The 14,072-nt window shown below is 70.4% G+C and carries 11 protein-coding genes; 3 read left to right on the top strand and 8 right to left on the bottom strand.

Going from position 1 to position 14,072, the window contains the following annotated elements; genetic code table 11:
* Positions 1-94: 94 nt before the first annotated feature.
* The 7 genes from A5728_RS03930 to A5728_RS03900 form a co-directional block, all read right to left on the bottom strand.
* Entirely contained in the window at positions 95-1,885 is a 1,791-nt protein-coding gene (locus A5728_RS03930; protein ID WP_231885497.1) for an LpqB family beta-propeller domain-containing protein, read from the bottom strand.
* The gene (gene mtrB / locus A5728_RS03925) at positions 1,882-3,747 is read right to left on the bottom strand and encodes an MtrAB system histidine kinase MtrB (RefSeq protein WP_064845806.1); all 1,866 of its coding nucleotides are present in this window, start codon (positions 3,745-3,747) and stop codon (positions 1,882-1,884) included. Before mtrB ends, A5728_RS03930 begins: the two co-directional genes overlap by 4 nt.
* Positions 3,744-4,430: an MtrAB system response regulator MtrA gene (mtrA, locus tag A5728_RS03920; protein ID WP_064845805.1), complete on the bottom strand. Its 687-nt coding sequence runs from the start codon at positions 4,428-4,430 to the stop codon at positions 3,744-3,746. The genes mtrB and mtrA overlap by 4 nt, the downstream gene beginning before the upstream one ends.
* 85 nt (positions 4,431-4,515) lie before the next feature.
* Complete coding sequence (locus A5728_RS03915) at positions 4,516-5,526, bottom strand: hypothetical protein (protein WP_064845804.1); 1,011 nt, start codon at positions 5,524-5,526, stop codon at positions 4,516-4,518.
* On the bottom strand, positions 5,523-5,909 hold the full coding sequence (locus A5728_RS03910; protein WP_064845803.1) for a chorismate mutase: 387 nt from the start codon (positions 5,907-5,909) through the stop codon (positions 5,523-5,525). The genes A5728_RS03915 and A5728_RS03910 overlap by 4 nt, the downstream gene beginning before the upstream one ends.
* A 67-nt stretch (positions 5,910-5,976) precedes the next feature.
* Complete coding sequence (gene mnmA / locus A5728_RS03905) at positions 5,977-7,131, bottom strand: tRNA 2-thiouridine(34) synthase MnmA (protein WP_064845802.1); 1,155 nt, start codon at positions 7,129-7,131, stop codon at positions 5,977-5,979.
* A 159-nt stretch (positions 7,132-7,290) separates the two neighbouring features.
* Entirely contained in the window at positions 7,291-8,520 is a 1,230-nt protein-coding gene (locus tag A5728_RS03900; protein ID WP_064845801.1) for a cysteine desulfurase family protein, read from the bottom strand.
* Positions 8,521-8,677: 157 nt separating this feature from the next.
* Here A5728_RS03900 and A5728_RS03895 point away from each other — a divergent pair, with 157 nt between their 5' ends.
* Positions 8,678-9,142: a tRNA (cytidine(34)-2'-O)-methyltransferase gene (locus A5728_RS03895; RefSeq protein ID WP_064845800.1), complete on the top strand. Its 465-nt coding sequence runs from the start codon at positions 8,678-8,680 to the stop codon at positions 9,140-9,142.
* Between the two features lie 96 nt (positions 9,143-9,238).
* Here A5728_RS03895 and A5728_RS03890 read toward each other — a convergent pair whose 3' ends face one another.
* Positions 9,239-10,705 (bottom strand): S1C family serine protease, encoded by a 1,467-nt coding sequence (locus A5728_RS03890; protein ID WP_064845799.1) that lies wholly within the window; start codon positions 10,703-10,705, stop codon positions 9,239-9,241.
* Positions 10,706-10,991: 286 nt separating this feature from the next.
* Between A5728_RS03890 and A5728_RS03885 the strand changes: the two genes are divergently transcribed.
* On the top strand, positions 10,992-13,007 hold the full coding sequence (locus A5728_RS03885; protein ID WP_064845798.1) for a TPM domain-containing protein: 2,016 nt from the start codon (positions 10,992-10,994) through the stop codon (positions 13,005-13,007).
* 79 nt (positions 13,008-13,086) lie between these two features.
* Positions 13,087-13,842: a PspA/IM30 family protein gene (locus tag A5728_RS03880; RefSeq protein WP_064845797.1), complete on the top strand. Its 756-nt coding sequence runs from the start codon at positions 13,087-13,089 to the stop codon at positions 13,840-13,842.
* Positions 13,843-14,072 lie beyond the last annotated feature (230 nt).

Here is a 14,072-nt window from a genome sequence, read left to right as displayed (position 1 = left end):
GGCACCAGTTCACGGTGCGCGGACGGTGTCCGTCCCCGGTACGGCAGACATGTGCAGCGCGCAGCGCACGGCGCACCCACTCAGGAACGGGTGCTCACCCCGCGAATGCGGTGTCCGTGACCTCTTCGCTCTGCAGCGCCCAGGAACTGCCCGTGAGCATGTAGAGCCGCCCGTCCGAGGCGCCGTACACCGCGGCGGACCCGTTGCCCCCGGCCAGGGAGGTCACCCCGGTCAGGGCAGGCAGCTCGTCCACCTTGCCCGCGATCGTGTACCGGCGGGGCTGCGCGTTGGTGTCCTGGTCCAGGGCACTGGACACGAACTCGTCCGGGCCGATCCACTGGGCGGTGTCCACGTCCACGCCCGTGGCCACGGCATTGCCCTTCGCGAGTTCGGTGGGTCTGCCGGAGGCGTCCCGCACCACGCCCGCGATCCACACGGTGGAACGCGTCGCGGCGGCGTCGGTCGTGACCACGAGCGCCCGGCTGCCCTCGCGGGAGATCCGCAGGGACGCCACGTGCTGGTCGTCGAGCCACGAGGCGGACACGGTGTCACCCTGCCCCTCCGACGACGCCCGCACGACCCGGACGGTCCCGGAGCGGTCCGCGCCCCACACCCACCCCAGGTTGTCGAAACTCGGCCGGGTGGGCTTGTACCCGGACCACCGCTGCCGGGGTTGCTGTCCGGGGGACACGGTGTAGACCGTGGAACCGGCGCTGTCCACAAACCCGAAGGCCCCGGCCTCCACGCCCATTCCCGGTTTGCTGAGCGTGACGCCCTCGGGCACCGTGAGGTCCGGGATCAGTTCGGTCTGGCCGCCCTGGTAGAACGCGAGCTTGTTGTCGGAGACCCCGATTTGCCGGTTGGGGACGGTCACGGTCTGGATCGGGTCGTTGTCGCTGCCGCCGGAGGTGTCCACCGGGGCGTCGTTGATCCGCAGTTCGACGTCGTCCACGTTCGGGATGGTGCGCAGGGTGGCCCGCAGCTGTTGTTCCATCCGGCGTGCCTGGTTCACCTCCGCGGGGTCGAAGCTCGCGAGCGTGAGGTCCACCGCCGCGGTCCCCCCGGACACCGGCACGGCCGAACGGGACAGCGCGGTACCCTGCGGGATCGCACTGGTCACGGCATTGCCCAGATACGCGGCGGGCCCGCGCATGAGCGCGCGCACCGCCGCCGTGGAGGTCGTGGAGCGGGTCGCGAACCACCGCGGATCCGGAACGAGGTACTTGCTGTCCTGAGCCGAGTAGAAGTAGAGGTTGGTGGGCGAAAAGATCTTCTCGAAGTCCGCTTGCGGGACCACCACGCCGTCGGGCGCCCGGGAGATCCGCCACTGCCCGTCCACCGAGGTGAGCACGAAATCCAGGACGCGCGTGCTGCCCGAGGGCTGCTTGGCGAGCACGCCGCTGGCACTGAGCTCCCCGCTGACCTCCATGCTCGTGCGGAATTCGCCGTCGTTGAGCCGCGGCACCGTGGTGGGCTCCCCCGAGTGGATGAGCACGCGGGTATCCGGCTTCCAGGTCGCGGCGAGCTGCGGTGTGAGGTACTGGCGGGCCACGGAGTAGTCGTCCTGCGCGCCCACCCCGGCGGCCAGGAACCCCTCCACAATCTCCTGGGCCGTGGCCCCCACCCGGGGCCCCTGGGGATTGAAGGGCATCGCGGACTGCTGGGTCTGCTCCGTAGGCTCGATCACCTTGTGCACGGGCCCGGAGCGCGGCATGGCCCCGCACGCGGAGAGGGTCAGGCCCAGAACCATCGCGCACGCCAGGCCCGTGTACCGCGCCCGACGCCGCGTGGTCCCGAACACGACGTCGCTCACCCGGCGCGCGTCCCCGACGGCCCGGATGGCATCCGCCCGATCACGGGTCCGATCGTGGTCTGCGGGATTCATGACTCCTCCGTCCGATCACGGTGTCGCGAGGCGCTCGAGCCCGTGCGCTCTTGTGCCGAGGCGTTCGCATCCGTCGTCGCGGCTGGCTCCCCGGCGGCCACGTCGGCGTCCGAAAAGTCCATGAGCAGCTGGCCCGTGTCCCGGTCCTCGCTCGGGCGCACGGCCGGGGCAGTGAGCTGCAACGAACCGGTGTCGGTGACCCGAGCGGTGGATTCGCTGTGCTGTTCCACGGGTGGCATGGGCAGCGGATTGGGCTGCTCTGGATCCAGCACCTGGTTCCGCAGCAGGGGCAGGGTGAGCCGGAAGCATGCGCCATTGTCGGGTTCGGCCCACACCGTGAGCGCGCCCCCGTGCAACCGCGTGTCCTCCGTGGCGATCGCGAGCCCCAGGCCCGTACCGCCCACCGTGCGAGCGCGCGCGGGATCCCCGCGCCAGAACCGGTTGAAGACCTTGGTCGTCTGCTCCTCGGTCATCCCGATGCCGTGGTCGCGCACCGCCACGGACACACAGTTCTCGTTGGCGCCCACGTAGATGTCCACGGGCTTGCTCTCCCCGTGCTCGAGCGCGTTGATCACGAGATTGCGCAGGATCCGGTCGATCCGCCGCTGGTCCATCTGCACCACGCAGCGGGTCAGGGTGGACCGCACCGTGAGCTCCGAACCGCATTCGAGCACGAGCGGCGCGCACGCCTCCACGACGTCGTAGATGACGGTGAAGATGTCCGTGGACGCCATGTCCAGGCGGGCCGCGCCGGCGTCGAACCGTGAAATCTCGAGCAGGTCCGAGAGCAACGAGTCGAAGCGGTCCACCTGGTTGTGCAGCAGCTCGGCGGAGCGCCGGTTGACGGGATCGAAGTCCTCGCGTGCATTGTAGAGCACCTCCGCGGCCATCTTCACAGTGGTCAAGGGCGTGCGCAGCTCGTGGGAGACGTCCGAGACGAATGTCTGCTGCATGGACGAGAGTTGTTCGAGCTGGGTGATCTGCTCCTGGATGGAATCCGCCATGCGGTTGAACGAACGGCTCAACCGGGCGGCCTCGTTGCTGCCGTGGACCTCCATGCGCACGTCCAGATCACCCTCGGACAACCGCTGCGACACGCGCGCCGTACTCGAGACCGGGCGCACCACTTCCCGGGTCACGTACCACACGATGGTTCCCACGAGCAGCAACAGCGCGACCATGGACAGCAACAGCACCGCGTGGATCGAGTCCAGGGTGGCCTGCGGGTCCGAGAAATCGTAGACGAAGTACAACCCGTAGCGAGAGTTCTGATTGAGCTGGACTACGTCCCCGATCACGATGACCGGTTTCTTCGGCTCGTTCTCCGCCATACGGACCGAGGCCGGTTGCCAGTACGTGCCGTCCCCATTGGCCACGCGCCGTTGCAGTTGTTGGGGCACGGTGGCGGAGGTCATCCACGCGCTCTCGGTCTGCACGCCCACGAACAACTGCCCCGCGCCCTGGTCCAGGGGGATCAGGATCCAGCGGTGGTCGGTGGTGCTCGTGTCCTGGCTCAGCCCGCCCAGCGTGGAGTTGATCAGCGCCTGGACCTCGGTGCGGTCGGAGGCGTCCGAGGCGTCGAAGCTCGCTTGGGCGGTGCGGATGTCGCTGCGGGCCTCCTCGAGCACCTGGTCCAGGCGGTCGGTGAACAACCGGTCCGCGATCTGGTGGGACAGAAAGCTACCCGTGGCGAGGAACGCCACGGACGTGAGCGTGAGCGCCACGGCGATCGCGCGAAACTGCAGGGACTGCCGCCAGCGGCGGATGAGCATGCGCCGACCCAGCCGGATCCTGCGGAAGCGTTTGGGTCGACGCCGCTCGGCGGGGCTGTGCGCCACGGGTCGCGCCGGGGCGGACGTCATTTATGCGCGTGTCCCCCGGCTTTGTAGCCGATCCCGCGCACCGTGAGGACCACCTCCGGGTTCTCCGGATCGCGTTCCACCTTGGAGCGCAACCGCTGCACGTGCACGTTGACCAGGCGGTTGTCCGCGGCGTGGGGGTAGCCCCACACGTCACGCAGCAGCTCGTCCCGGCTGAACACCTGGTGCGGCGAGCGCGCCAGGGTCGCGAGCAGGTCGAACTCCAGCGGGGTCAGGGAAATCTCCTGCCCGGCCCGGGTCACGCTGTGCCCGGTCACATCGATCACGATGTCCCCGAGCGTGATCTCCTGGGTGGCCCCGCGGTCCATAGGGCGCAGACGCGCCTTGACGCGGGCCACGAGCTCGGCGGGTTTGAAGGGCTTGGGGACGTAGTCGTCCGCGCCGGCCTCGAGCCCGCGCACCACGTCCGCGGTGTCGGACTTGGCGGTGAGCATCACGATCGGGATGTCCGACTCGGCGCGGATCTGTTGGCACACCTGGATCCCGTCCATGCCGGGGAGCATGAGGTCCAGGAGGATGAGGTCCGGTTCGGAGGCGCGGAACACGTCCCGGGCGCCGGCGCCGTCGTAGCAGTAGACGGGCTCGAAGTCCTCGGACGCGAGGATGATGCCGATCATTTCGGACAACGCGGCGTCGTCGTCCACCACCAGGATTCTTGCTTTCATGGCCCGCTTTCGCGCTCGTCCCTGACACCCGGAGCGGCCGGGATCGGCGTCCGTGTACGCCCTCGATTCTACGGCCTGGCCGGGCTCAACCCTCGTTGCACGCCTCGGTGAGCGCGCCGCCCAGGTGCGTCACCCGCTGCAGGGCGTCCGGCAGTTCCGGCGGGGTGAGCTCGCTGATCCGCGCCGACGGCGCCAGCACGGTTCCCAGCAACGCCGCCGGATCCATGCCCAGCTCACGCCACGGGCCCAGCACGCGCCGCACGAGCTCGGACACGGGCGTGCGCCCGGCCACAGGGACGGTGTCGAAACACAACCGCACCCCCGCCTCGTGCAGGGCCGCGAGGGGCTCCCACTGCTCGGTGGGCCCGTCCGGCAGACCAAGCACGGCGGCGTCCGCGCCGACCCGCGGGGTCCAGTCGATCCCGACGGCGCCCGCGTCCAGGACCACGGTCTCCGCCCCCGTCGCACGGCACGCGGCCACGGCGTCCGAGAGCGTGGCGCGCAGTTCCTGGCGCGGCAGCGCACGCAGGGTGCGGTAGCCGCTCGCGGTCGGGATGCGCCCGGTCACCACGCGTTCCAGCTCGGGTTCCTCGAGCACCAGCACGACACCGCGCCCGTCCGTGTTGCGCCGCAGCACGGCCACGAGGTCTGCGATGCCCAAGCACCACGACTGCGCGAGATCACGGCGAGCGCCGGGATCCGACTGCAGCTTCTCCCCGTTGTGCACGTGGACGGTCGCCGCGAGGGAGACCGGGCCGAGCAGCGAGAAGGTGATCGGTCCCGTGTCCGCGCCGGATTCGGCGCCCAGGACGTCCGCGACCATGTTGAGGTCGCTCTCCAGTTGCCGGCGTGCACGGCGGGAGTCGTCGCCGGGGACACCGCTGATCCGCCACCCGTGGGGCTGCCGGTCCGCGTAGAGGGAATCGAGCACGGCGCACGTGCGGGCCGCGAGCTCGGCGTGCGGACCCCGCTCCGGCAGCAGCGGCACGGTGGCCAGGTGCGGTGCGCCCAGCTCGCCGCGCAGCACGGTGAACGTCTCGAGGAGGTCCGTGCCCCGTAGGGAACGGGTGAGGGTCGCGGTGACTGCTTCGCTCATGCGTCGGTGCTGCGCTGGTGGTTTTCGGAAATGGCTTCGTGGTGGCGGATGACCTCGCTGATGATGAAGTTCAGGAACTTCTCCGCGAACTCGGGATCCAGGTGTGCGGCCTCCGCAAGTCGGCGCAACCGGTGGATTTGCGTCTTCTCGCGTTCGGGGTCCGAGGGCGGGAGGTCGTTCTCCGCCTTGAGCTTGCCCACCTGTTGGGTCGCCTTGAAGCGTTCGGCAAGCAGGTGCACGAGTGCGGCGTCGATGTTGTCGATCGTGCCGCGAATGGCTTCCAATCGCGTCAACGCGCTGTCCGCGGGACGGTCGGTGCCCGGTGAATCGGCTCCCGATGAGTCGACGGGCGCGTGGTCGGCGGGGTCGGTAACTGCACTCATGCGTCCACTGTAATGGTGGCGCGCCCGGCGCCCGGTCGTGTGGCGGTCATGCCGCCCCACGTGGGGCTCAGGACGCGGCCGCGGCCGCGCGATCGGCGAAGGCGGCGTCGATGGTGGCCTGGCCCAGCACACGGGTGCCCTGGTAGAGCACCATGGTCTGCCCGGGAGCCACACCGCGCTGGGGCTCGTCGAGGCGCACGGACAACCGCTGCTGCCCGTCCTGCCGGGTGAGCCACGCGCGCGCCGGCGCGGGATCGCCGTGGGCGCGCACCTGGACCGTCACGGGGAACTCATCGGAGCGACCGTCCACGTCCTCGGCCATCGCCGCGACCTCGCGGGGCGGGAGCCCAGCCCACGACGGGCGGATGCCCTCCATGACGTCGATCGACAGCAGGGCCTCCGGCCCCACGACCACCTCGTTGGTCTTGGGCCGGATCTCCAGGACGAAGCGGGGCTTGCCGTCCGGGGCGGGCCGGCCGATGTGCAGACCCCGGCGCTGACCCACCGTGTAGGCGTGCGCGCCGCGGTGCTCACCGAGTTCGGTGCCTTGGGTGTCCACGATCCTCCCGGGGGCGAGCTCCATGTGGTCCTCGAGCCACCCGCGGGTGTCCCCGTCCGGGATGAAGCAGATGTCGTGCGAATCGGGCTTCTTGGCCACGGACAGCCCGCGCTCCTCAGCCTCGGCGCGCACCTGCGCCTTGGACGGGGTCTCGGCCAGGGGGAAGATCGCGTGCTCAAGCTGCTCGGCGGTGAGCACGCCCAGCACGTAGGACTGGTCCTTGGCCCAATCGGCCGCGCGGTGCAGTTCCTTGTGCCCGTCCGCATCCGTCACGACCTTGGCGTAGTGGCCCGTGCACACGGCGTCGAACCCCAGGGCGAGCGCTTTCTCGAGCAGGGCCGCGAACTTGATCTTCTCGTTGCAGCGCATGCACGGGTTGGGGGTACGCCCCGCAGCGTACTCGGCCACGAAGTCGTCCACGACGTCCGCCTGGAACCGTTCGGAGAAGTCCCACACGTAGTACGGGATCCCGAGCTTCTCGGCCGCGCGCCACGCATCCCGGGAGTCCTCGATCGTGCAACACCCCCGCGCGCCCGTGCGCAGCGTGCCCGGGGTGCGGGACAGCGCCAGGTGCACGCCCGTGACGTCGTGCCCCGCGTCCACGGCGCGCGCCGCGGCCACCGCCGAGTCCACACCGCCGCTCATCGCTGCCAGAACACGCACGTCAATTCCTCCAGGTCCGTCGAGGGTCGAAAATTGTGGGTCGAACCGGTTTAACAACCAGCGCGCCGCCGGGGCTATTCCCGACGGCGCCGCAGTTCCCGACGACGCCGTTCCCGACCCCGCCGTTCCCGGCCACTCCGCGGTTCCTGACGGCGCTGCTCAGGACGCGAAGCCCGGGACGTGCCCGGACAGCCCCGCGGTGTGGGCGCGGTCGTAGACCTCCGCCACGGCAGCCAGCACCGCGGCGACGTCGTCCGGCGTGCTCGAGTGTCCCAGGGAGAAGCGCTGGGCACCGCGCGCGGTCTCCTCGGGCACGCCCATGGCCAGCAACACGTGGGATGCGCGCGGGACGCCCGCGTTGCACGCCGAGCCCGTGGACAGCGCGACCCCCGCGGCGTCGAAGAGGAAGAGCATGGAATCGCCCTCGCACCCGGGGAACGTGAAGTGTGCGTTGCCCGGCAGCCGCGTGGGGCGCGCCCACTCGTCCTCGGGTGCGCCGGGCTCGGGCCCGCGCAGCACGGCCTGCGGGACCCGTTCGCGGATCCCCGCCACGAGGGTGTCGCGCAATCGTGCGCGACGCACGAACTCGGCGTGCGCATCACGCTGGGCGGCGTGCACTGCGGCACCGAACGCGGCCGCCCCCGCGGCGTTGACCGTGCCGGAACGCACGCTGCGCTCCTGGCCCCCGCCGAAACTCGTGGCGGCCAACGTCACCGTGCGGGGGGCGTACAGCGCGCCCACACCCATCGGACCGCCGAGCTTGTGTGCGGACACCGCAAGAGTGCTGATCCCGGGCAAGTGCGCGTCCACGGGCACCGCGCAGAACGCCTGCACGGCGTCCACGTGGAAGGACACCCCCACCCGGTCGCACAGGGCCGCGAGCTCCGCGATCGGTTGCACCGTGCCGACCTCGTTGTTGGCCCACATCACAGTCACCAGGGCCAGCTCGTCGCCGCGGCGGGCGAGCAGCTCCCGCAGGTCGTCGGGGTCCACCCGGCCGTCGGCATCGACCTCGAGCCACGCGAGCTCGGCGCCCTCGTGCGCGGCGAGCCACTCGGCGGCCTCGGATACCGCGTGGTGTTCCACGGTGGACAGCGCGATCACGGTGCGACGCGAATCCGCGTCCCGGGCCGCCCGGAACAGCCCGAGCACGGCCATGTTGTCCGCTTCCGTCCCGCCGGACGTGAGGATGATCTCCACCGGTTCCGCGTTCAACGCGGCGGCCACGCTGTCCCGCCCGGTCTCCAGGGCCATGCGCGCGGAGCGCCCACCCGAGTGCAGGGACGCGGGGTTGCCGCCGCGCTGGACCTGCGCCACGTAGGCCTCGACGGCCTCGGGCAGCATGTCGGTCGTGGCGGCGTGATCCATGTAGACGCGCGTTGTGGGCATGGGTCCAATTCTAGGCGCGCCCACCGCGGCCCTCCCTCGGCCGCGCACCTCCGGTGCGACCTCCCCCAGCGCACCGCCGGTGAGACCCCCGGCTGCGTCGATACAACGCCCCGCCCCGCCGGTGCCGTGCCGGGCGGACGCGCCTACACTCGCAGCCATGCTGCATTTCGTCTTCCACACCCCCGAGATCCCCGGCAACACGGGAAACGCCATCCGCCTGGCGGCCTGTACGGGCGCGCGCCTGCACCTCGTGGAGCCCCTGGGCTTCACGTTCGGGGACGCCCACCTGCGCCGGGCGGGGTTGGACTACCACGATCTCGCGGTCATGGACGTGCACCCCAGCGTGGAAGCGCTGTGGGACGCGCTCGGGGACGCCCGGGTCCTCGCGTTCACGTCCCACTCGAGCACCCGCCACACGGACGTGACCTACCAGGACGGGGACGTCCTGCTCTTCGGCCGCGAGTCCACGGGGCTGCCCACCGATGTCCTCGAGGACGAGCACGTCACCGAACACGTCCGGATCCCCATGCTGCCCGGGCGTCGCTCCCTCAACCTCGCCAACTCCGCATCCATCGCACTCTACGAGGCCTGGCGGCAGTTGGGCTTCCCCGACGGCGTGTGATCCCGCCACGACGACGGCGCTCGCCGGGTACCGTGCGTATGCACACCCTGCGAGCGCCGTCGTGAACGCCGTCGGCGCGGCCGGAGCCGCGGGCGCCTACTTGCCCGATTGCTCGGCGGCGTTGCCCACCCTGACCTTGGCCGTGTGCTCGTCCCCGCCGCGCCGGTAGGTGACCTCCGCCTCCGTCCCGGCCGCGAGTTCCCGCACGCCGGCAGTGAGGGCGTCCGCGTCCGTGATGCGCTTGCCGTTGAACTGCGTGATCACGTCGTTCGCGCGCAACCCGGTGTCCGCAGCCGGGGAGCCGTCCTGCACGCTGCGCACGAGGGCACCCGAGGAGAACTGCTCCGAGTTGCTCCCGGACGGCGTGTAGGCGGAGACGGACGCGCCCAGGTAGCCGTGCGTGGCCTTGCCGTCCTTGATGATCTCGTCCGCGACCCGCTTGGCCGTGTTGGACGGGATCGAGAATCCCACCCCGATGTTCCCCGCACTGGAGGAGTCGTTCGAGGAGGACCCCGCCGCCGAGGCGATCGCCACGTTGATGCCGATCACCTGACCGCTCGAGTTCACGAGCGCGCCGCCCGAGTTGCCGGGGTTGATCGCCGCGTCCGTCTGCAGGACGTTGAGGTAGACGCTCGACTTCGCGGACTGCGAGCCCGACTGCCCGTTGTCCGGGAAGTTGAAGAAGAAGTCCTGCCCGCCGCCGCCCTGCTGGGAGTCCTCTGGGGTCTCCTGCGCCGCTGAGGAGGCGACGGCGATCGTCCGGTTGAGCGTGGAGACGATGCCGTCCGTGACGGTCCCGCTCAGCCCGAGCGGTGAGCCGATCGCGATCGCGGTGTCCCCCACGTTGAGCTTGCTCGAATCCCCGAACTCCGCGGGCGTGAGACCGCTCGGGTCCACCTTGATCACCGCGAGGTCCGATTCGGGGTCCGTGCCCACGAGGCTGGCCTTGCGCACGGAACCGTCCGAGGTCTGGACCTCCAGGTTGGCATCCGAGCTCGCGCCGTCCAGCGTGACCACGTGGGTGTTGGTGAGGATGTGTCCTTGATCGTCCAGGATCACACCGGACCCCGTCCCCGCGCGGTCCCCGGCGGACGCGGAGATCGTCACCACGGACGGGGAGGCCTTGTGGGTGGCCCCCGTGATCTGGTTGACCGATTCCGTGTTGTTCACGATCACCGGGGAGCTGTTGCCCGCCGCGGACACGCCGTTGTTCTCGGCGAGGGCGCCGGTCCCCACCGCGGTCCCCGCACCGATCAGCCCTGCGAGCACCATCCCGGCGACCAGGGCACCCGCCGAGAACTTGCGCTTGGGCGTCGTGGCGGTCGCAGCACCACCGGCCGGTTGCGACGCCGCGGTGTAGCCGTCCTGACCACCGGAATAGGTGCCGTACTGGTAACCCCCGGTGGCGCCGGGGTGTTCGCCCGCGGGCGGGATGGGTTGGGTGTCCTGCGCGTGCCACGGCGAACCCTGGCCGGTGCCCTCCGTCCCGGAGCCGTACTGGCCGTACCGGGGCACGGGACGCTGGGGATCGCCGCCCGCACGGGGGTCATAGGAATCGGCCATGTTCTCTCCTTCAGGACTGTGACAGGACGTCGAGGGATCGTGTGTCTGGATGCGGATACCGGGACCCGCCCGGCGGCTTCCGGTGGCCCAGTATGCCCGGGCGTACTGAGCCGCGGCTGTGAGAACTGGCCGATTCCTGCACGTTGTCTGGCGATCTCCGGGACGCTCGCTGATCTCGTGACCGCATTGTCCGTTCAGCGTAGTCTGTGACTCGGACGACCATCATGTCCCGGGGACGATCCCCGGGCGGGCGTCCGCCGGGCTGAGATCGATTGGAACGAGGGTCATGAATTCACACACCGTTTGGCGCCGCGCTGTTTCCGCGACCGTACTCTCGGGAGTGTGCTTGTTCGCGGCGCCCGCCGCCCTGGCCGAGCCCCCTCAGCAGGTGGACCCCGGCACACGGATCGTGGATTCGGCCAACGTCCTGGGCAACACGTCGCAGTTGCAGGACGAGATCAACAGGGTCGCCAGCGAACACAACATCACGCTCTACGTGGTGTACGTGGACCGGTTCACGAACCCCACCGATCCCGGTCAGTGGGTCCAGGACTTCGCCCGGAACAATGGTTTCGGGACGAACGACGCCGTGCTCACCGTGGCCACCGAGACCCGCCAGGCGCGGTTCGTGGCCAACTCGGCGGGTCCCCTGTCCCGCTCGGACACCCAGGAGATCTACAACGAGAACATCGTCCCGGCCCTGCGCAACGGCAACTGGGACGCCGCCGCCCAGGGTGCCGTGAAGGGGATCGACTCGAAACTCGGCGGGGTGAGCCTGAACGGGGCCGGCGGTGTGGTCGGCGGGGTCGTGGTGCTCGGCGGGCTCGCGGCCGCGGGCGTGGGCGTCGCGTCGCTCATGCGCGGGCGGCGTCGTCGTGCGGATGCACCCCAGGCCCCGGGACCGCACAACGGCAGCAGCGCGCCGCAGCGACCGCTCGTGCCCCTGCCCGAGCTGCACAAGCGCGCGGGTTCGGCGCTCGTGGAGGCGGACAACGCGATCCAGCACTCCGAGCAGGAACTCACCTTCGCGCAGCTGCAGTACGGCCGCGAGCAGACCCAGCCGTTCGAGCACGCGCTCGCGCGGGCCAAGGAGCATATGCGCGCGTCCTTCGAGCTGCAGCAGAAGCTCGAGGACCACATCCCGGACACCGAGGCGGACCAGCGCGCGTGGCTCGGGGAAATCATCGAGCGCTCCAACCAGGCGCGCGGCTCTCTTGCGGAACAGGAACAGAACTTCTCGCAGTTGCGTCAACTCGAGACCCGCGCCCCCGAGGCGCTCGAGGACGTGCGCCACGCCGTGGCCGGTGTCCAGCCGCGCCTGCAGGACGCCGAGTCCTTGCTCGTCTCGCTGCACGCAACGTACGACGACGCCGCTCTGGCCCCCGTGCGGGACAACGGCGAGCAGGCACGCGAACGCCTCGAGTTCGCCGACTCCGCGATCACCCAGGCCCAACAGCACCTGGACGCGGGACAGGTTTCCCAGGCCGTGCTCAACATCCGAGCCGCCGAGGAGGCGCAGGGCCAGGCCGAGGGTCTGATCACCTCGGTGGAGAACGCCCGCCGGGAACTGGCCAAGGCCGAGGAGTCCCTCAAGGACGCCGTGAGCATCGCCCAGCGGGACGTCGCCGAGGCCGAGGGACTGGTCCAGCAGGGCTCCCGTCCCGAGCTCGCGGGTGCCGCCGCCGGGGTGCGCTCCGTGCTGCAGACCGTGACCCAGAACATGCGTTCCGGGCGCTACGACCCCATGGGCTCCGCCCGCCGACTCGCGCAGGCCAAGGCCGAGCTCGACAAGGGCCTGGACGACGTCCGTAGCGCGAACGACCGCGCCCGCTCCGCGCGCGAGACCCTGTCCCACGCGCTCGTGAGCGCGCAGGCGAGCCTGACCACCGCGTCCGACTACGTGTGGGCGCGCCGCGGCGGTGTGGGCGCCCGCGCGCGCACGGAACTCGCGGAGGCCGAACGCCACCTGGAGATCGCGCAGCAACTGCAGAACTCTGATCCCGAGCGGGCACTCAACGAGGCCAACCAGTCCATCCGCCTCGCGGATTCCGCACAGCGCTCCGCACAGACGGACGTGGACGAGTTCTACAACTCCCCCATGGGCTACGGCGGCATGGGTTACGGCCGGCGCAGCAACGGCCTCGGTGGTGCCATGCTCGGCGGGATCCTGCTGGGCGGGATCCTCAACGGCGGCATCGGCGGGGGCCACTACGGCGGCGGAGGCGGTGACTTCGGCGGCGGTTTCGGCGGCGGAGGCGGCGATTTCGGTGGCTTCGACGGCGGTGTGGGCGGGAACTTCTGACCCCCTCCGGGTGAGCGACGCACCCGCCGCCCCGTGACAGATTTCAGTTTTGTCCGAGATACGAGAAGAGGAGAACACCATGTCCAAACAGTCCATTTTCGGGCGGATCGCTCAGCTGGCCAAGGCGAACATCAACGCGATGATCGATTCCGCGGAGGACCCCCAGAAGATGCTGGACCAGATGGTCCGCGACTACACCGAGAACATCCGCGAGGCGGAGTCCGCCGTGGCCCAGACCATCGGTAACCTCCGCTTGCTCGAGAAGGACCACGCCGAGGACGTCCAGGAGGCCGCCCAGTGGGGTAATAAGGCACTGGCCGCGTCCAACAAGGCGGAGGAGTTCCGTTCGTCCGGCAAGGAGAGCGAGGCCCAGAAGTTCGACAACCTCGCCAAGGTCGCGCTGCAACGTCAGATCCAGTCCGAGAGCGAGGCCCGCGGGGTCGAACCCCAGATCGCGTCCCAGACCGAGGTCGTGGAGAAGCTCAAGGACGGGCTCAACACCATGCGCGGCAAGCTCCAGGAGCTCTCCGCCAAGCGTGACGAGCTGGCCGCTCGTCAGAAGACCGTCCAGGCCCAGGCCCAGGTGCAGGACTCCCTCAAGGCGTTCGACGTCATGGACCCCACGAGCGAGGTCTCCCGGTTTGAGGACAAGGTCCGCCGCGAGGAGGCTCGCGTGGCCGGCCAGCAAGAGCTCGCCGATTCCTCCCTGGACCGCCAGTTCGAGGCGCTCGAGGACATGGGTCAGCAAACCGAGATCGAGGCGCGGCTCGCGGCGCTCAAGGCCGGCAGCGCCACCAAAGACGGCGAGAAGATTGTGTCCTCCGAGGAAGTCTGAGTCACTTCCGGGACTGCCGGTGCGGTGGCCGCAGCATTCAGGGCCTCATCCCGCGGCTGAGCAGACACCCTCGGCGTGAGCCGACGTGGAGCCAAACCGGGCGCGCCGGGGGGGGTTGGTCGCCGAATTGTGGGGCCGGGGCCCCCGGCCCGGGGGCGGCGCGGCCCCCACCCCCCGGGGGGGGGCCCCGGGGGGGTGGGGGGGGGGGGGGGGGGCGGGGGGGGGGGGGG

The organism is Kocuria sp. ICS0012 (assembly GCF_001665945.1).
GTDB lineage: Bacteria > Actinomycetota > Actinomycetes > Actinomycetales > Micrococcaceae > Kocuria > Kocuria marina.
This window is presented reverse-complemented; position numbering and strand designations above follow the sequence as displayed.

Excerpts from the sequence above, each read along its gene's own strand:
- A5728_RS03930 (WP_231885497.1), bottom strand. The coding sequence starts at position 1,885 with ATGAATCCCGCAGACCACGATCGGACCCGTGATCGGGCGGATGCCATC.
- mtrB (WP_064845806.1), bottom strand. The coding sequence starts at position 3,747 with ATGACGTCCGCCCCGGCGCGACCCGTGGCGCACAGCCCCGCCGAGCGG.
- mtrA (WP_064845805.1), bottom strand. The coding sequence starts at position 4,430 with ATGAAAGCAAGAATCCTGGTGGTGGACGACGACGCCGCGTTGTCCGAA.
- A5728_RS03915 (WP_064845804.1), bottom strand. The coding sequence starts at position 5,526 with ATGAGCGAAGCAGTCACCGCGACCCTCACCCGTTCCCTACGGGGCACG.
- A5728_RS03910 (WP_064845803.1), bottom strand. The coding sequence starts at position 5,909 with ATGAGTGCAGTTACCGACCCCGCCGACCACGCGCCCGTCGACTCATCG.
- A5728_RS03900 (WP_064845801.1), bottom strand. The coding sequence starts at position 8,520 with ATGCCCACAACGCGCGTCTACATGGATCACGCCGCCACGACCGACATG.
- A5728_RS03895 (WP_064845800.1), top strand. The coding sequence starts at position 8,678 with ATGCTGCATTTCGTCTTCCACACCCCCGAGATCCCCGGCAACACGGGA.
- A5728_RS03890 (WP_064845799.1), bottom strand. The coding sequence starts at position 10,705 with ATGGCCGATTCCTATGACCCCCGTGCGGGCGGCGATCCCCAGCGTCCC.
- A5728_RS03885 (WP_064845798.1), top strand. The coding sequence starts at position 10,992 with ATGAATTCACACACCGTTTGGCGCCGCGCTGTTTCCGCGACCGTACTC.
- A5728_RS03880 (WP_064845797.1), top strand. The coding sequence starts at position 13,087 with ATGTCCAAACAGTCCATTTTCGGGCGGATCGCTCAGCTGGCCAAGGCG.